The sequence below is a fragment of the Sphingomonas sp. CFBP 13706 genome, from assembly GCF_014842355.1.
In the GTDB taxonomy this organism is placed as follows: Bacteria; Pseudomonadota; Alphaproteobacteria; order Sphingomonadales; family Sphingomonadaceae; genus Sphingomonas; species Sphingomonas aerolata.
Window position 1 is genome coordinate 20,894 of the sequence record NZ_JACYVM010000005.1, and the last position, 18,554, is coordinate 39,447.

General features: G+C 63.7%; 14 protein-coding genes. 8 read left to right on the forward strand and 6 right to left on the reverse strand.

The genetic code is table 11. From position 1 onward, the window contains the following. Nucleotides 1–60: 60 nt before the first annotated feature. Nucleotides 61–1,179, reverse strand: coding sequence for an SGNH/GDSL hydrolase family protein (locus IFS44_RS10845; protein WP_244650194.1), 1,119 nt, complete (start codon nt 1,177–1,179; stop codon nt 61–63). Between the two features lie 226 nt (nt 1,180–1,405). Between IFS44_RS10845 and IFS44_RS10850 the strand changes: the two genes are divergently transcribed. After that, nucleotides 1,406–2,380, forward strand: coding sequence for a glutathione S-transferase family protein (locus tag IFS44_RS10850; RefSeq protein WP_192098462.1), 975 nt, complete (start codon nt 1,406–1,408; stop codon nt 2,378–2,380). Here the strand turns inward: IFS44_RS10850 and IFS44_RS10855 are convergent, their stop codons facing one another. Further along, nucleotides 2,381–2,611: a formate/nitrite transporter family protein gene (locus IFS44_RS10855; protein ID WP_342366419.1), complete on the reverse strand. Its 231-nt coding sequence runs from the start codon at nt 2,609–2,611 to the stop codon at nt 2,381–2,383. A 469-nt stretch (nt 2,612–3,080) separates the two neighbouring features. On the opposite strand from IFS44_RS10855, the gene IFS44_RS10860 reads away from it, so the two are divergent. Next, nucleotides 3,081–3,239 (forward strand): hypothetical protein, encoded by a 159-nt coding sequence (locus tag IFS44_RS10860; RefSeq protein WP_192098464.1) that lies wholly within the window; start codon nt 3,081–3,083, stop codon nt 3,237–3,239. A gap of 22 nt (nt 3,240–3,261) precedes the next feature. Next, on the forward strand, nt 3,262–6,150 hold the full coding sequence (locus tag IFS44_RS10865; RefSeq protein ID WP_192098465.1) for a PAS domain S-box protein: 2,889 nt from the start codon (nt 3,262–3,264) through the stop codon (nt 6,148–6,150). A gap of 198 nt (nt 6,151–6,348) precedes the next feature. Here the strand turns inward: IFS44_RS10865 and IFS44_RS10870 are convergent, their stop codons facing one another. From IFS44_RS10870 to IFS44_RS10880, 3 genes are all read right to left on the reverse strand, one after another. Further along, complete coding sequence (locus IFS44_RS10870) at nt 6,349–8,958, reverse strand: HWE histidine kinase domain-containing protein (protein WP_192098466.1); 2,610 nt, start codon at nt 8,956–8,958, stop codon at nt 6,349–6,351. 1,025 nt (nt 8,959–9,983) lie between these two features. Next, nucleotides 9,984–10,718, reverse strand: coding sequence for a metallophosphoesterase family protein (locus IFS44_RS10875; protein WP_192098467.1), 735 nt, complete (start codon nt 10,716–10,718; stop codon nt 9,984–9,986). Nucleotides 10,719–11,007: 289 nt separating this feature from the next. Next, on the reverse strand, nt 11,008–11,838 hold the full coding sequence (locus IFS44_RS10880) for a 23S rRNA (adenine(2030)-N(6))-methyltransferase RlmJ (protein WP_192098648.1): 831 nt from the start codon (nt 11,836–11,838) through the stop codon (nt 11,008–11,010). Between the two features lie 208 nt (nt 11,839–12,046). Here IFS44_RS10880 and IFS44_RS10885 point away from each other — a divergent pair, with 208 nt between their 5' ends. Further along, on the forward strand, nt 12,047–12,304 hold the full coding sequence (locus IFS44_RS10885) for a hypothetical protein (protein WP_192098468.1): 258 nt from the start codon (nt 12,047–12,049) through the stop codon (nt 12,302–12,304). Nucleotides 12,305–12,376: 72 nt separating this feature from the next. Continuing rightward, nucleotides 12,377–12,928, forward strand: coding sequence for a hypothetical protein (locus IFS44_RS10890; protein ID WP_031393616.1), 552 nt, complete (start codon nt 12,377–12,379; stop codon nt 12,926–12,928). A 166-nt stretch (nt 12,929–13,094) separates the two neighbouring features. On the opposite strand, the gene IFS44_RS10895 is transcribed toward IFS44_RS10890, so the two are convergent. Then, nucleotides 13,095–14,462 carry an alkaline phosphatase gene (locus tag IFS44_RS10895; protein WP_342366408.1) on the reverse strand — a complete coding sequence of 456 codons (1,368 nt, stop codon included), beginning with the start codon at nt 14,460–14,462 and terminating at the stop codon, nt 13,095–13,097. Nucleotides 14,463–14,782: 320 nt separating this feature from the next. On the opposite strand from IFS44_RS10895, the gene katG reads away from it, so the two are divergent. The 3 genes from katG to IFS44_RS10910 all read left to right on the forward strand — a co-directional run bounded on the left by katG (nt 14,783) and on the right by IFS44_RS10910 (nt 18,469). Further along, complete coding sequence (gene katG, locus IFS44_RS10900) at nt 14,783–16,969, forward strand: catalase/peroxidase HPI (RefSeq protein ID WP_244650196.1); 2,187 nt, start codon at nt 14,783–14,785, stop codon at nt 16,967–16,969. Between the two features lie 436 nt (nt 16,970–17,405). Beyond that, nucleotides 17,406–18,017 (forward strand): TetR/AcrR family transcriptional regulator, encoded by a 612-nt coding sequence (locus tag IFS44_RS10905; RefSeq protein ID WP_031438922.1) that lies wholly within the window; start codon nt 17,406–17,408, stop codon nt 18,015–18,017. Continuing rightward, nucleotides 18,014–18,469: an SRPBCC domain-containing protein gene (locus tag IFS44_RS10910; protein WP_031393620.1), complete on the forward strand. Its 456-nt coding sequence runs from the start codon at nt 18,014–18,016 to the stop codon at nt 18,467–18,469. The genes IFS44_RS10905 and IFS44_RS10910 overlap by 4 nt, the downstream gene beginning before the upstream one ends. Nucleotides 18,470–18,554: the final 85 nt, after the last annotated feature.

An 18,554-nucleotide genomic window follows, 5' to 3' on the forward strand; every position in this document is an offset into this window, starting at 1 on the left:
GCAGGATAATGCGCCGCGCCCTATTGCGTTCGCTGGCCCGACGAACCGGCCGTCCGTCGATCAGGATCGCCGCGCCCATCCTGCGACGCGCGCGTCGATCACCGCCGCGATTCGGTCGGCAATCACGGTTTGATCCGCGAGCGAGGGGTGCGAGTGGCACCCGGTGAAGGAAAGGCCGTTGACCGGGACATAGGTGAGCCACGGCGCGCCGGATCTGCGCAAGGTCGCGGCAACCTTGGCCACCTCCGCCTGGATCTCGCCATTGGCCATGTCCGTGGCCCACAGCACGATCTGTGCGCGTGGATCGCGCGCGTGGAGCGCCTGCACGAAGCGCACATAGCGTCGTTCGTAATCGTCGTGGAGCGCATCGCGGTTCGCCCATGTCTCGCCGGCGTGAAGCGGTGTGGTGAAATCGTTGGTGCCGAGCGAGACGATAATCACCTGCGGATGCCAGCCGGGCGCGTTGGCACGGGATCGATGATCGAACAGGGAGAAGGGATAGGCTTCGGGCAGCGTGTCTGCCGCGAACCCGCCATAGTTGCGCACAACCCCGCGCCCGGAGATCGCATTGACTTGGTAATCCGCGCCGTAGCGGCGTGCGAGCAGCGCGCCAAAGCCGCGCGACGTATCCGTCGTCGCCCAGACCTCGTCCTGGGTACATTCGCGTTTGGACGACGTCACACCATAGCCGACGGTGTGCGAATCGCCGACGAATTCGATCTGCCGCGTGCGCTGCTTCAACCTCGCTCCGACCGTCCCCCGCTCGGCGAAGAACGGCCCGAAGCCGGTCGGACCTGACTGGCTTTCCGAAGCGACCTCGATGCGTAACACGTGGCGGCCGGCGGGCATCCCGGCGACGCGGTACAGGCCGGGGACGGGCTTGACGAGCGTCGTGATCTTGCGTCCATCGACGAGCACGTGGAGTGCCACTTCGCCCGGCCCCACGTCGAACGATACCGCCGAGCCCCGAAACGCCGTCTCGGCATAACTGCCCGGCCATTGGCGAACAAAGCCGGCGCCTTTCCGCTCGAAACGGCCGTGCATTGTGGCCGGCAACAGCGTCAGCGCGACAGGCCTCTGTGTCATTCGCTCGACGCGAGGCTGTGCGGCAGCCTCGACCGTCGCCGCGAGGATCATCAACCCAGCCGCCATCCCTGCCATCCGACCATGCTTCGCCATTCAAGAACCTCCTACCGCTCCTGCACCTCCTATCCCTTTCGCGACGACCCGGCGACCGGCGTGGTGGACGCGACCGTCGACCTGCGGCCGCTGTTTGCCTGAGCCGGGGCGACCAGTCCCGAACCCGCCGCCAGAGGCATCGCATGGGACAAAAAGAGCCTTTGGTCGTTCGTGAGGGGGACTGTGGCGGATCTTGGTTGAGGTCCGATTTCGACGGAGTGTTGACATGGGTAGAATGATCGACGGTGCGTGGCACGCGGGCAAGGTGACGGAAGACAGCAAGGGCGGCGCGTTCGAACGGCAGGATGCGGGCTTTCGCGACTGGCTGACCCCGGTGGGGAGCCCCGGCCAGGATGGACAGCCCGGCCATCCGGCGACGCCCGGTCGCTATCACCTCTATGTCAGTTATGCCTGCCCCTGGGCGCACCGGACGCTGATCGTACGCGCGCTGTACGGGCTGGACGACGCGATCGGTGTCTCGGTGGTCGACCCTGTCATGCTGGACAATGGCTGGACCTTCGGCACGAGCCGCGGCGGCAGTGGCGATCCGCTGCACGACGCCGAGTTCCTGTGGCAGTTGTACGCCCGCGCCAGGCCGGACTATTCCGGCAAGGTCACCGTACCCGTCCTGTGGGATCGCGAGACCGACACGATCGTGTCGAACGAATCGGCGGACATCATCCGGATGCTCGCCGCGTTCGGCGGACCCGGACCGGACCTCTATCCTCAAGCCCAGCGCCAGCAGATCGATAAGGTCAACGACCGTGTCTACGACACGGTGAACAACGGCGTGTACAAGGCCGGCTTCGCCACGACGCAGGACGCGTACGAGGCGGCGGTGCGCCCGCTGTTCGAATCGCTCGACTGGCTGGAGGAAAGGCTGTCAGCCAGCGACTGGCTGGTAGGTGAGGCGATGACGGAGGCCGATATCCGCCTCTTCACCACGCTGGTCCGCTTCGATGCGGTCTATCACTTCCATTTCAAGTGCAACGTGCGCCGCATTTCTGACTATCCGGCGTTGGATGCTTACGTCGCGCGGATGCTGGCAGATCCGCGCATCGCCGCGACGGTGCATCTCGATCACATCAAGACGCATTATTACGCAAGCCACCGCGACCTCAACCCCTGCGGAATCGTGCCCGTCGGTCCTGCCCTCCCTTGGGCTCACCTCACCGCGGGAGGCGATCAGACGCTCGCCTGATCAGCCGATTGGCAGCAGGGACATGTTGGCGATGGAATGCTCGAAGCCCGCGGCGACGAAGATGGCGACCGGGCCGATCATCACGGCGACCTTGCCCGTCAGCGTTCTAGCGAACATCGCCATCCACACGGCCAGACAGACGAGCATGTTCGCCAGGACACCCGATGTCAGCGTCGCGAGCGCAGGCTTGTCCAGCATCGAATCCATTGTTGCGGCTGCAGCGTCGCCGATCGTTCATGCCGCGTCGGATCCACACCTATTCCGATGCGATGGGCTGGACAGCATTCGCTGCCTGATCTCGTGTTACGATCGCGTGTCCTCGGAAGGGGGAACCTGGGCAGGCACCGGCATCCCGTTCGGGCGGGCTTTCAGTCGCCGCATGATCAGCGCTCTTTGCGCTAGCGTCCGAGAGGGAATACCGTCAAACCGCTTCGGCCCGCATCACCGATCATGTGCTGCGCGAAGACGATGCCCGCCAAGAACGACCGCTTTTCCATGGGCCAGGGCCAGTTCGATATGAACATTCTTGCTGCGGTCATCGATTGCTTCGCTCGCGCGCCTTCGTTCTTGCTCAGCCCGGTCGCGATGATAGGCAACTCTTCCAGTCTCAGTCATCGACCCCTCGTCCCAATCCCACAATATATTCGTTAACCAACATACGTGAGAGGCATGCCGAGGTTCCCTGTCATCGGATCTTTCCGTGATCACAGCGGTCGCGATGCAGGATTTTCAAATCATGGAGCCATCGTCGAGGAACGGGAAAGAGCATAAGTCGCTGCGGGTGCCACAACCGGTCGGTTTCGACAGTTTAAGAACGACCAACGTTGAGCTTGGCGGTGACGATGCTACAGCACAGTGATCCGCTAAACCTTTGGAGTCCGATGACCGAGCTGCCCGCGCACGAGAAGCAGAGACTGGCTGCCCTCGCAGAATATGACCTGCTGGACACTCCGCGCGAGGCGGCGTTCGACGAGATCGCCGAACTGGTGGCGGCGATCTGCGACGCGCCAATCGCGATCGTGAATCTGATCGGGGACGGCCGCCAGTTCTTCAAGGCGGAAGTCGGGCTTGGCGTTCGTGAGACGCCGTTGGAGACGTCTTTCTGCGGGCGTGCGATCCTCGAGGATGAATTCCTGCTCGTCCCCGATGCGACAGACGACCCACGGTTCGACTGCAATCCCCTGGTCACGGGTGAGCCGCACCTGCGCTTCTATGCTGGCGCCCTGTTGAAGTCGTCTGATGGCTTTCCGATCGGCACGCTCTGCGTTCTGGACTATCGCCCCCGCGACCTGACCGAGGTTCAGAAGCAGACGATCCGCGTCATGGCGCGACAGGTCATGGTGCAGTTCGAGCAGCGTGTTGCAACGGGACGGCTGATTGCAGCCGAAGCGCGCCAGCGGGCGATCGTTGATAGCGCACAGGACTTCGCCATCGTAGCCTGCGATCTCGAAGGCCGTATCATCGAGTGGAGCTATGGCGCGGAACGGGTGCTGGGCTGGTCGGAAGACGAGGTGATCGGTCAAAGCGTCTTCCTGTTCTTCACGGATGAAGACCGCGCGGCCGGGGTTCCGGTGCAGGAGATGGCCTGCGCCCGTGAGACGGGGCGGGCCACTGATGAGCGTTGGCACGTGCGCAAGGGGGACAAGCCTTTTTGGGCCAGCGGTGAGTTATCCCTGCTCCGGGATTCGGCCGGCCGCCATACCGGTTACGTCAAGGTTCTGCGTGATCGTACCGAAGAGCATCTTGCCGGCGAAGCGCTCCGGAAAGCGCAGCAGCGCTTCCAGACAATCTTCGACACGGTCGATGCGGCTTTCGCCATCGTCGAGGTCAAGTTCGACGAGGATGACAAAGCCGTCGATTACCGGTTTGTCGAAGCCAACCCCGCCTTTGAACGCCAGTCCGGCGTCAACTTGCGCGGCAAGTGGGTCACGGAATTCGCACCTGACCTGGAGCAGTTCTGGTTCGAGACCTACGGGCATGTTGCCAAGACCGGTGAAGCGACCAATTTCGAGAATTATGCCGAGGCATTCCAGCGCTGGTTCGACGTACGCGCAGTACGGGTTGGCGATCCCGCAGATCGACAGATCGCAATTATTTTCAACGACGTGACCGCCCGCCGAGAAGCGGAGGAACGCCTGCGTGTCAGTGAAGCCGTCGCGCGTCAGAACGTCGAGCGGGTGAAACTCGCGCTGGAAGCCGGCGCCATCATCGGCACCTGGCACTGGGACCTGCCGAGCGATCAGTTCACCGTAGACGAGGCATTCGCGCGTGCCTTCGGCCTTGATCCGGCGCTCGGCCGATCCGGCATCCCGCTCGCGCAGATTACAGCAACGGTACATCCCGACGATCAGGCAGGGCTGACGGAGGCGATCAACACGGTAATCGCCCGCAGTGGGTCCTATGCGCATCAATACCGGGTCCGCCGGGCTGACGGTCGATATTATTGGATCGAGGCGAACGGTCGGGTTGACCATGCACCCGACGGAACGCCGCTGAGCTTTCCCGGGGTCCTGATCGACGTCGAGGAACGGCGGAGCATCGCAGCGGAGCGCGACCGTGCTGTCGCCGATCTGCGCGCGCTCGCCGAAACGCTGGAGCAGCGCGTCGCCGAGCGAACCGCCGACCTCGGCCAGGCCGAGGATGCGTTGCGCCAATCGCAGAAGGTGGAGGCGATCGGGCAACTCACCGGTGGGGTGGCGCACGACTTCAACAATCTGCTGACGGTCATCCGGGGTTCTATCGACCTATTGCGCCGGCCCGGTCTCTCCGACGAACGCCGGCAGCGCTATATCGACGCGATCTCCGACACCGCCGAACGCGCGACCAAACTGACCAACCAGCTGCTCGCATTCGCGCGCCGCCAGTCGCTCAAGCCCGAAGTCTTCGATGTCTCGGAAAGCGTGCGGACGGTCAGCGACATGGTGCGGACGCTGACGGGCGCACGCATCAAGGTATCGCATCGGCTGCCGACGGAGCCTTGCTACATCGACGCGGACCGCAGCCAGTTCGATACCGCGATCGTCAACATGGCGGTCAATGCGCGCGATGCCATGAACGGCGCGGGCGAGCTGTCCATCGTGGTGGCAGCAGCCTCCGGCATGCCCGCCATACGGTCCCATCCGGCCACGCCGGGCGAGTTCGTGACGGTCTCCTTGACCGACAGCGGTCCCGGTATTCCAACCGACAACATTGAACGGATCTTCGAACCGTTCTTCACCACCAAGGGGGTAGGCGAAGGTACCGGCCTTGGCCTCAGCCAGGTCTTCGGTTTCACGAAGCAGTCCGGCGGGGGCGTCGTCGTCACAAGCGAGGAAGGCGAAGGCGCAACATTCACCATGTTCCTGCCCCGGGTCGACGGGCTGGACGGCGGAGCGGCCGAAGAAGGCGACAACTCCCTGCCGCTCGGCGAAGGCGCCTGTGTGCTGGTCGTCGAGGACAATGCCGAGGTTGGCATGTTCGCGACCGAGGCGTTGGGAGAGCTGGGCTATCATACGGTCTTGGCGATGGACGCCTCCAAGGCACTCGCCGAACTGGCGACAGATGCAGGCAGGTTCGACATCGTCTTCTCCGACGTGATGATGCCGGGCATGTCCGGTATCGAGCTGGGTCAGGAGATCGGCCGGCTGTATCCTAAGCTTCCGGTCGTGTTGACCAGCGGGTACAGCGAGGTTCTGGCGCAGAGCGGTACGCACGGGTTCGAACTGGTGCATAAGCCCTATTCGATCGACACATTGTCGCGAGCCCTCAAAAAGGTGTCACGCCGTCGATGAAGCGTAAGCGGTCGCGCAACCGGACGGTTGTGACATTGCGCTTGCTGCAAAGAGAGCAATCGCAGGAACCGCAGTTGATCATCGTTGGATGCCAGCCATTTTTCAACGGTGTCGCCAAGCATGAACGAACGTCCGCAACCGGTCGCGGCCAGGCATGGTCGATCAGTCTACGCTGCCCGGCATTCACCCGCGGCACGCTCAGTGCCGGCTCAACAAGGTTTGCAACGTGCGTCCAACGTCTTCGGCCGAGAACGGCTTGTTGAGGACGGGATGGCCGGCGAACCGCTCCGGCAGGACGGTGGCGCTGTCGTAGCCGGTGGTGAAGACGAACGGGATCTTGCGATCTTGCAGGATGGCAGCAGCATCCCACGACATTTCACCATCGAGATTGACGTCGATCAGAGCGGCATCGATCGCCGCCTCGCGCGAAAGCTTCAAAGCTTCCGGAAGCCGCATCGCGGGACCGACGATGTCCCAGCCCAGATCGATGACCACATCCTCGATGAGCATCAGCACCATGGCTGAATCTTCAACGATCAGGATGCGCGGCGGGTTGTCGGTAGGAATGTCGGTGACTTTCGCAGGAGCATCATGGGCGATAGAGGCGTGGGAGGCGGTGCCGCCAGACTGCGCCACCGACGCGGGCATGACGATCGCGCACGCCACCCCGCCCGGGTCGAACGTCAGGGTCGAAGATCCGCCAGTTTCGAGCGACAAGGCCCGCTCGATCAGGATCGATCCGAAACCGCGCCGTGTGGGCTTGCTGACCGGAGGACCGCCGCTTTCCTGCCATCGCAGCTCCAGTCCAGCGTGCGGGTCAAACTGCCAGCGAATGTCGACATGACCGCCGGCGGCCGACAAGGCCCCGTATTTGCCGGCGTTGGTGGCAAGCTCATGGATCGCCAACGACAGTGCCAGTGCTGCTTTGGGGAGAAGCATCACATCTGGACCGCTGATCGTGACGTTCGCATGCTCCGCCCGATACGCGTCCAATTCTTGCTGGATCAGCACGTCGAGCGACACGCCTTCCCACCGGCTTTGCGTCAGCAGACTGTGCGCGCGCGACATCGACCGGATCCGCCGGTCGAGCCCGTGCGTGAAAGCAGCAAGCGAGGACGCACTCCGGCTCGTCTGCGCCACCATCGCCTGAATGCTGGCCAAGGTGTTCTTCACCCGGTGGTCGAGTTCGGCCATCAGCAATTGTTCCTGCTGCCAGGCGCGCAACCGTTCGCGTGCGGCAGCATCGATCCGCCGCAGGACGACCTCCAGCAGCGACACCCGCAGGTCGAACGCGGCATCGTTGTCGGACGGCGACCAGGGGGTCGACCGGCCGCGCACGGTCTCGGTCCATGCCTCGAAGGATTTCCGCGGCGTCAGCCGGATGCCGTTCGGACCGACCTCCATGGGCTTGTTCGGATCGCCGCCCCATTGCACGGTCTCGACGACCTCGGGCCTGAACCACAGCACGAAGTCGCGCGGTTCGCGCGAGACGGACACGGCAAGCAACCCGGAGGCGATCTCCGCATAGGCCTTGGCCGGCGGATAGTCTTCGCCCAGCCGATCCGTGGCATACACCCCTTCGAACGTGCCCATGCGCAGGGTCAGCCAGTCCGTCAGGGCGCCAATCTGGTCGTCATCGGGCGTATTGCCCAACGCGGTAATGCCGCTGTTGACCCGGATGGCGACACCGCCACGGGTCTGCCCCACCCGCAGCGCAAGACCACCCGCTTCTATGTAGTCGAGCAGCTGCTGCTGCTGCGCGACCAGCCCGGCACCGTAATCGTCCTCGCTCGCCAGCGCGTGCATGATGCCGGACAGCGCCTTGCGGGACAGCAACCGGGCCTCGAGCTGCTCGGCGCGCAGCCGCACTTCGAGTTGCAGCGAGAACATCGATCCGAACAGTTCGCAGACGCCGCGGAGATGACGCGGCAGGCGGCGCGGCGTATGATGGTGACAGGCGATCAGCCCCCAAAGCCTGCCTTCGAAGATGATCGAGATCGACATCGAGGCGTCGACGCCCATGTTGCGCAGATATTCCCGGTGGATCGGCGAAACGTCACGCAGGGTCGCGTGGCTCATGTCGAGCGGCAGGCCGCTGCGCGGATTGATCGACGGCAGCAGCGGCGCGGGCGTGTAATCGACTTCGGTGATCAGACGCAGCCAGCTGGTCAAGTACAGCGTGCGGGCCTGTTTCGGGATATCCGACGCGGGGTAGTGCAGATCGAGGAATGGCGTGATGTCGTCGTGCCGGGCTTCGGCGAACACCCAGCCTGAATCGTCGGGCATGAAGCGATAGACCATCACCCGGTCGTAGCCCGCGACCGCCCGCACCCGCTCGGCAGCCAGTTGGCAATAGGCCTGGAGATCGGGAGCGTCGCCAAGTCCGTCGAACATTTCCTGGACACAGGCGAGCGGATCGACGGCATGACGGTCGCTCAGGTCGGCATCCTCGACCTCGATCACCAGCGCGCCATCGCTCAGATGGACGCTGGCATCGATCGCGCGGTCGGGGACGACCCGCAGCAACGGATCCAGCAGGTGACGCGGGCGCGCGAGGCTGGAGCTTTGCAGCAGCTCGCGAAGCCGCTGAAGCTGCTCGGCATTCAACAAGTCCGCCAGGCCCTGCCCGGTCAGCGACGCCGCATCCCTGCCGAACAGGCCGAGGGTGTCGCCTGCGACCTGCTCAACCAGCATCGTTGCAGGATCGACCACGAGCATCGCACCATGGGGGAGGATCGAGCCGGGAATATGGATCGGCTCGCGATCGCAGTTGGTCAGATCGACGGCACCGTCCAACTGCTTCGTCATGCCGACATCCATTTCTCATACGCCGCAAACATCGAGACCGCCGCTGCAGCAAGGCGGTCCTGCACGGCAGCGTCGGGTAGGTTGGTGTCCGGCCCGACGACACAACCGCTCCATTCACCGGCACTCAGTCCTGGTTCGGGCAGGTTCCTGACAAGGCAGCCGGTCAGTCCACCGCCAACACTGGGCATAGGTTCGTCGACGGAATGAAAACCGTATGTGTGGCCGAGAATCTGACGATATTCGTCCCGGTCGGTCGTGCTTGCCGCCCGACGCGAAAGCGCGGGATGAGGATGCCGGCGTTCGTGAATGTCGCACGTGGCGGTTCGCAACGCGGAGCGGCCCCTCGGTGTCGGCGCGCTGCTTTGGCGAGCAGGCATCGGGGCGCTCGGATGCTTGCCGCGCAGGGCGGTTCCGACCGCAGCGGACGCCTGTAACACTGACGCGCGCATTGGATTCCTCGATCAAGACGTACGGTCGATGATTGCCGTGGCATTCCTCGACGTCGCCGTATCCACACCATATTTTCGAAATCTTGCCTAGCGAATGTTGCTTATCGGTTTGCCGCCGCAACCATCATCGCAATTATTCCCGTAGCGCCGTGCTCATGCCGTCGAACGCATATGTCATGATTTTTGACGTGTTTACGTACAAAGTTCTCAGCCAATTCAAAGCATTGACGGCCAGATACGTCGATGCCGCAAATGAATGCTAGTAAGTTCCCACAAGGCAGCAAGGGATAAAACTATGGACCCAACACGCATCCCCGGCAACGGACCCGACCCTGCAATATGTCTTCGGTGCCAGGCTTCAAGACGCGACCAATAACCCGGCGGCGCATACGCTGCCTGACGATGATGCCGGTAACGTTGATGGCGTCGAGCTCACACGTGACGCTTGGTCGGCGACTAAGAAAAATTGGCTTTCGGGAGGCTCGGCGCTGATGCCGTTCCCTAAAGGACCGGATTTCGAGAAGCGACACGGTTTCCCGAAACGCACTTCGCATCGAGAAATACGATACCCTCGTGCTAGACCCGACCGGTTCGCAAAGGTCTGGACCAGTCGGTACGGGCATTCGCCTCGGCATCACGGGCCGCTTGTTCCCAATCATAATCGACGGACAGAAACTCTACTACCCAGCCATCACCTTCGTTCGACAAGACGGCATAGCGCGCATGCGGCGATCCGCTTTCGACTAGGTGAGCGTGGGGTCGGTCATCGTCATATGCCGGAAGGCCGACGCTTCCCGGATTTATGACGATGCGCCCGTCGTCGAGTGTCATCACCCGCTGGAGATGCGTATGGCCGCAGAGGATCACGGCCGCATCGACAGTTCCCGCACGGTGTCGAACTTCCTCGCGAGTGGCCTGACGAAGCCCCGCCTCCGTCACCGTCTCTAGAAAATACCTCAGGTCGCTGTCCGGCGTGCCATGAACAAGCAGCACATCTTTGGACAGGCGCATGGTCGTGGGCAATGCTGTCAGCCACGCACGCTGTTCAGCGCTCAGCTGGTCGAAGGCGTGGCGATCGGACAGTCCCATGCGCTCGCGAGGCTGCTCCGAGATCTGACGTTCGTGATTGCCGCGTATCGTCGGCAATCCCAGAGGCATCAGTCGATCGGCTGTTTCCCGCGGGAACAGGCCCCCTGAGCAGATGTCCCCGAGGTTCACGATCTGATCCGCGTGCCGGGTGGCGATGTCGCCGAGAACTGCGTCGAGGGCAGCGACATTCCCGTGAATGTCCGAAATTACAGCGATCTTCATTACGGGCCTATAACGATCTCGCCGTACGATCGTAACCCCCGCGCTTCGGCAACGACAAACCTGAGGCCGGCTTCGGAACCGTCAGCAAATTGGCGCCCCCCGGCGGCACGGATTACTGGTTCCAATAGATCTTCCCGAAATCGCCGACCGGAGCTGGAGAATCGGGAATGATCGTACTGAACGGACGGCCGCTCTCGACGATGCGAATTGCTTGTCAGAACGTCCGGTCTTTTGAGATTGGCGGCCCGGCCGTTTGCAGCCGGGCAGAGCGGGGCGATGCGGGTTTACGCTAATCGCCCAACCACGCGGCGGTGATCTCGCCGCTATGCCCCTCCGGCGCCAGCACCGCGCGCAGCGCTTCGAGCATAGGCGACAGCGCCTGCGTGAAGGCGTAGGGCGGGTTGACGATATACAGGCCCGCGCCGTTGTAGATGCCAGACTGATCGGCATCGTACAGCCAATGCTCCACCCCCAGCACTTTGGGGATACCAAGCCTGCGCAACTGCCCCGTCCACCGCGTATGCGTGGCGCGGTCCTTCAGGGGATACCAGATCACCGTCACGCCATGCGCCCATTTGCGGTGCGCGGCGGCGAGGGTCGCGGTGATACGGTCGCGGTCATCGGGCTGCTCGTACGGCGGGTCGACCACCACCACGCCACGCGCGGTCCGGGGCGGCAGCATCGCCAGCCAAAGCTCATAGGCGTCGCGCTCGTGCACCGCAGCGGGCGTGCCGCGCATCACCCCGCGCAGGGTATAGGCATCCTCGGGGTGCTTCTCGTTCAGGATCAGCAAATCCTGCGGGCGCAGAAGCTGCGCGAGGATCCGCGGCGAGCCGGGGTAGAATTGCGGCTCGGTCCCGGAATTCACAGCCTGCACGGCGGCGCGGTAGTCGTCCAGCAACGGGTTCGGGTCGGCAAAGGCCCGCAGCACACCCTGCAGGGACTCGCCGGTGCGTTGCGCGTCCTCGCCGTCGAGGTCGTACAGCCCGCAGCCGGCATGCGTGTCGATCAGCGTCAGCGCGCCCGGTTTCTGCTGCAGGGCCCGCACGAGCGCGATCAGCAAGCTGTGCTTCACGACATCGGCACTGTTGCCCGCATGGAAGGAATGGCGATAATTCATTGTGACGTAAGACCCTGACGCTCTGCCTGCATGCGGGCTGCCGGGCACAATTGCCGGGCGCGAGGTGACCGAAGTAACCGGTCCGGTGCCATTATAAAGTCGCGCGGAAACCTTCAACGCCGTTCTGATCATGGCACGGGCCACACGTCCCGGCCTTGTGTCGGACGATGATGATCCCGTCGCGATAATCGGTTATCGACCGTCGACGATGATGGATGGCATTGCAGATATGGCGCTCCGGCATGGCGATCGCCGCGCCCGGGCTTATGAACGGAATGAACCGGTGATCCGGTGCATCCAGGATGCGATCACCGCCTATCGCCGCGACGGCGGCGATCGTGACGGTCGCCCGACGATTGGCGCGCTGATCGCCGCGTGCAGTGCTTCTGGTCTCACGGCGGCCCGTGGCGGTCCGGTGACGCGCTATACGATCTATCAGGCGCTGAAACTGACAGGCCTGTCCTGATGCGGGTCAACACGGGCGAAATGCACGAAGCGGCCGCGCAACGTACCGGCCGCCTCGTCTGTTCTCGCCATTATGCCAATCGATCCTGACCAGACCGCCACGATCATCACCAGCCGGGCCATTCGTGCCGGCCATGAGCAGGATTTCGAACGCTGGGTGGAGGAACTGAACCGGCACGCCCGTGCGGCGCCGGGGTATCGGGCTGCGATCCGGCTCGGTCAGACCGCCGGTTTTCAGCACCTGCTCTTTCGCTTCGACGATCGCGCCGCAGCCGATACATGGCATGACGACCCCAGGATGCGCGCGCACGTCGCTGTCGCGGACCGCTTCTCCACGGCGCTCCGCCAGCTCGAAACTGGCGACGGCGTCACCTTCGAGCTGCCGAGCGATGCGAGTGCCAGCAAGTGGAAGCGGTTCGTGACGACATGGCTGACGGTGTTCCCGGTCCTCCTCCTCATCAGCATGATGGTTCGTACGGTGTTGAAGGACGCACCACTGCCGCTGCAACTCTTGCCCTCGTCCCTGCTGCTCACCGCGACCCTGCAGTGGATCATTCTCCCGCGCCTGCAACGATATACCCGTTTCTGGCTGTTGCAGGACAGCTCGGGCCGGCTGCAGAGGTGAGGATAAGGTATGACGACGCATTGCCGGACATCACGCGCGCCCTCACCCCACGCCCCAGCTTCGTACATTCATTCATCGTTGGGCTGACCGCTTTCGGCCTCTAGTCCTTCGTCATACGCGTCGCGATCCGGGAACGAATAAGGCCGTCAGGCAGGTTGAGGGCTGATCATTTGTCCTTCTTCCAGCCAAATGCCGACAGCATGATGTCGAAGAGCCGCGTGTTGGGCATGAAACCCCGGACCTTGTCCGCACCGGGGCCGCTCGCCGCGACGACGACCTCTTCGCCGGTATGGCCGGGTTCGACGCTGATCACCGACTTCGCATCGGGATCATATTGCGTCGCGAGCGGCGTCGTGCGCTTGCCGCCGGTCATCCGCAGGCCGAAGCTGTGGTCCGCGGTGAACAGGATCAGCGTGTCCTTGCCGGCAACCGCGCTGATCCGGCGGATCATGTCGTCCATCTCGACGACATGCCGCAGGCCCGCCTTGGGATCGTCGGTGTGCATGTCCCATTCGACCATTAGGAAATAGCCCTTCGGGTTGCGGGCGAGCTGTGCGACGGTCGCCTCCACGGCGGGAAGCGGCGCGAAGTCGGCATCGCGCAGCACCGCGGTCCGGGGTGCTTGGCCGACCAGCGCGGGATCCTCGCCGAAGCGGTAGCCGGCGGTCCTGAACGCCTGTTCGGCGCTCGTGCCCGGGCCGGCGAATGTCGCGACGGCGTCGGCACGGCCCTTGCCGATCAGGATATCGACGCCGTCGCCGAAGCGGGGCTTGAGCATCTGGCGGAATATCTCGCCCTTGTCCGCGCGCGCGGCGACATGCGCAAAGGTCGCGGCCGGGGTCGCGTCCCAGATGTTCATGTTGGTGACGACACCCGTCGACAGCCCGCGCTGCTCGGCATATTCGAGAAGGGTCTTGACCGGCATCGCGCGGCCGCCCGGTCCGAAAGGCGTCGTCGACACCATCGCGTTGTTCGTCTTGTTCCCCGTCATGATCGCGGTCATCCCGGCCGCGGAATCGGTCACCCATCGATCGAGCGCGGACGTATCCGACAGCGCGACGTTGGGCATCGACTGGATGAACAGCGATTGCGGCCGGTCGTGCGCCAGGATGCCAGCGGCGCCGAGCGTCGACAGGCCACCCGCATCGCCGAGGAAGAGGATGACGTTGCGCGCCTCCTGCGCCGCAGCGGGCGTGCTGCAGACCGCGAGCATCGCGCCAGCAAACGCCGTGCCGCCCAGGAAATTGTAGAACGCGATTTTCATTACAGAGGTCCTTGCATCGGGGCCGGTGCCGAAGGCGTTGCCGGGTCGTATTGCGGATTGATCGGGTCGTGCGGGTTGGGGATCGCCCGCGCCCGGTCTTGCGCTCTCGATCCACGCCGGAACGAGCAGGTCACGTTGCAGCGATGCACCCGCCGTGCTGCGGCGATAGACGAAGTTCCGTCCCTCACGGCTGGTCGGGTCTGCGAACACGCCGCGCTTTTCGAGGCCGACGAACCAACGATCTATCGGGCGGACTTGGGGCGCGGTCACGACGAAAAACTCTGAACCAGACTAAAGACGCCCATCCTCTAAGCGCAGTAAATGTAAGTTTGGCGACACCTTGATCATATCAGTTGCCGCGAGGTCTGTCGGCCTGACGATGATGACGACCCGGATCATCGCGAATGTACGCGCCGTCAGACGACACGCTCACGACCCTCTGTGATCGAGTGCGATGATAGCTGTCGTCCGTATAATCGATTGGACAAATGTACCCGTGATCCGGCATTTTACCAGCACGATGGTAAAACTCATTAGGAGAGGACGCCAAGATGGCCGATTACGAACAGCCTAAGGCAAGCGGTTGCCCAATGGCCCCCCAGGGTGGCGGCGAGGTTAAGGCCCGCTCGCTCCTCGGTCGCACGAACAAGGACTGGTGGCCCGACGCGCTGCCGATCGACATGCTGCATCAGCACGGCGTCTCTCCCGACCCGATGGGCGACGAGTTTGACTATGCCGCGTCGTTCAAGCAGCTCGACTATGCAGCGCTCAAGGCGGACCTGACGGCGCTGATGACCGACAGCAAGGCCTGGTGGCCTGCCGACTATGGTCATTATGGCCCGTTCATGATCCGCATGGCATGGCATGCCGCCGGCACCTACCGGGTGACCGACGGCCGTGGCGGGTCGTCGTCGGGTCAGCAGCGCTTCGAGCCGCTCAACTCGTGGCCCGATAACGGCAACCTCGACAAGGCCCGTCGCCTGTTGTGGCCGCTCAAGCAGAAATACGGCAAGAACATCAGCTGGGCCGACCTGTTCATCCTCGCCGGCAACGTCGCGATCGAGAGCATGGGCGGACCGGTGTTCGGCTTTGCCGGCGGCCGTAAAGACGTCTTCGCCTCCGAGGGCGATACCTTCTGGGGCGCCGAGGAGATCTGGGTCAACGAGGGTGCGCAGACGCGTATCAGCGAGGACATGCCCGAGCTCGAAGGGCCTCTCGCCGCGATCCAGATGGGGCTGATCTACGTCAATCCGGAGGGTCCGGGCGGTGAGCCCGACGCGCTCATGTCCGCACGCGACATGAAAGCGACGTTCCAGCGGATGGCGATGAATTCCGAGGAAACCGTGGCGCTGACCGCCGGCGGTCATGCCTTCGGCAAGGCGCACGGCGCCAAGGCCGCACCGCATTTCAAGGCCCCGTCTTCGGAATCGGTCCACATGCAGGGCCTCGGCTGGCTGACCGACAGCGAGGAGATCGGCCAGGGCCATATCACGACCTCGGGCATCGAGGGCGCGTGGTCGAACAACCCGACCAAGTGGACCGGCGACTATCTCCGCCTGCTGTTCAAATATGATTATGAGCTGACCGAAAGCCCGGCCGGTGCGAAGCAGTGGCAGCCGGTCAACCCGGAACCGGAGGACATGGCCCCCGACGCGCGCGACCCAAACAAGCGTGTGCCGACGATGATGACCACCGCGGACATGGCGTTGAAGGTGGACCCCGAGTTCCGCGAGATCGCGCTGCGCTTCCGGGACGACCAGGCGGCGCTCGACGACGCGTTCGCACGCGCGTGGTTCAAGCTGACGCACCGCGACATGGGGCCACGGGTCCGGTACCTTGGGCCCGAGGTTCCCGAAGAGACGCTGATCTGGCAGGATCCGGTCCCCGAAGGCACCGTACCGTCGGACGCTGACGTCGCGGCATTCAAGGACGCCGTGCTGTCGAGCGGGCTGACGATCGGCCAGCTGGTCAAGACCGCCTGGGCATCGGCGTCGAGCTATCGCCGGTCGGACCACCGCGGTGGGGCGAACGGCGCGCGCATCGCGCTCGCGCCGCAGAAGGACTGGCCGGTCAACGAGCCCGAGCAGCTCAGCCAGGTCCTGGCAAAGCTGAACGACCTGCGGGGCAGCATGTCGTTGGCCGACGCGATCGTGCTGGCAGGCTCGGCAGCGGTCGAGAAGGCGGCACGCGACGCCGGGCACGACGTGGCAGTACCGTTCCTTGGCGGCCGCGGCGATGCGACGCAGGAGTGGACGGATGTCGAAAGCTTCGTCTGGATGGAGCCGCAGGCCGACGGGTTCCGCAACTACCTGAAGACGCGTCACCCGGTGAAGACCGAGGAGCTGCTGCTCGACAAGGCTTCGCTGCTCGGTCTGTCCGCGCCCGAAATGACCGTCTTGGTCGGCGGCCTGCGCGTGCTCGGCGCGAACTTCGGCGATGCGCCCGACGGCGTGTTGACCAAGCGTCCGGGGCAGCTGACGAACGACTTCTTCGTCAATCTGCTCGACAATGACACGTTCTGGGATCTGGTCGACACGTCGAGCGACGAAAAGTTCATCGGCTATGATCGCGGTGGTCGTGAGAAGAAGTGGCAGGCGACCCGCACCGACCTGGTCTTCGGCTCGAACTCGCAGTTGCGCGCGACGGCCGAAGTCTATGCCGAGAACGGCCACGAGGAAAAGTTCGTGCGCGACTTTATCCGTGCCTGGGTCAAGGTCATGAACGCCGACCGCTTCGACGTCACCGCCAAGCCGGTATCGTCGAACCAGGCGACGTAAGCTCCGTCGGTGGGTGGATAGGCCGTGTCGATCGGGGGAAGTTTCCGAACGTACACGGCTTATCCGCCACTGGCCTGAGTTATAAAATATAGACTCTGATCATTCCGTGCCCTTTAGCCATGGGCTTCCAGGTCGCACTGCAGCCGCCGTTATCGCAGTTATAAGGGTGGCTGCTTGTGCCCTAGGCCCCAACGGCAGAGCGACCCGCGCTGAATAGCGTATGAGGCAATCCCGGTCGAAATCGTACGACCTGTGTACTAGTCCCGACGGCTGGGTGCATGGACCCGGGCCCGCACATTCGCGACGCGTTCGCCTCCCTCAGCTCCTACCATTCGATAGGGGCACCGACTTTCAATCCCGACCTTTGCGACGATCGCTTCCGAGCACCGTCTTAACGATCCTTGTCGGCATACCGACCGGTTGGTATGCCGACACTATGACGAGTCGAGGATCTTCCAATAGCGCTCGCGACAAGCTGCTGGACGCAGCCGTGACGCTCATCCGCCGCAACGGCTTTGCGGCCACCAGCGTCGACCAGCTTTGTGGGGCTGCCGGGGTCACCAAGGGCGCCTTCTTCCACCATTTCGTATCCAAGGAAGCGCTGGGGGTGGCCGCCGCCGGCCACTGGCTGGCAATCACGACGCCGCTATTCGCCGATGCGGACTATCATCGCGCACCCGCGGCACTGGCGCGCGTGTTGGGCTATCTTGACCTGCGCGAGGCGCTGATCGACGGTGGCACTGACGCCTTCACCTGTCTGGCTGGCACGCTCGCGCAGGAGGTGCATCAATCACACCCCGCGATTGCGCGCGCTGCTGAGGCGGCAATCGTCGGCCATGCGCGCACGCTCGAAGGCGACGTTGCCGAAGCGCTGGCTGACCATGGCGTTGCCGACGTCGATGCAGCGAGCCTCGCGCTCCACTTTCAAGTGGTGCTCCAAGGCGGTTTCGTCGTCGCCAAGGCAACTGGCGATCCGCAAGCGGCGCGCGAGAGCGTGCGGCACCTGAAGCGCTACGTAACCCTATTGTGCCGAGGAGAGAAACGATGAGCAATATTCGTGAACTCAGCGTCGAGCGCCGCATCGCCGCCCCCGTGGAGGATGTCTGGCGGACAATGGTCGACCGCTTCGAGGAGTGGTTCTGTCCGCGACCGTGGCGCGCCGAAGCACGCGAGATCGAATGGCGCCCCGGAGGCCGTAGCCTGGTCGTCATGCATGGCCCCGACGGTGAGGAGATCCTTAATGAGGGCGTAGTCCTCGACTATGAGCCTAATCGCCGCTTCGTATTCACCGATGCTTTTACAGCGGGTTGGCAGCCCAGTGGGCCGTTCATGGTCGGCCTGTTCGAGATCGCGCAAGACGGGGACGGCACGCGTTTTACCGCCGCGGCACGCCATTGGACCGATGAAGCGTGGGAGCGCCACCGGTCGATGGGCTTCGAAGCCGGCTGGGGCGCGATGGCCGATCAGCTCCAGACGCTGGCCGAGGGAGGTGCGCTGTAACCGCCATTTCTGTGATCATGCTTTCGCAGGTCTTAGAGGACCGCCTGGCAAGCGTGGGGCGGGCGGTTCTCCCTTGATTGCTAAG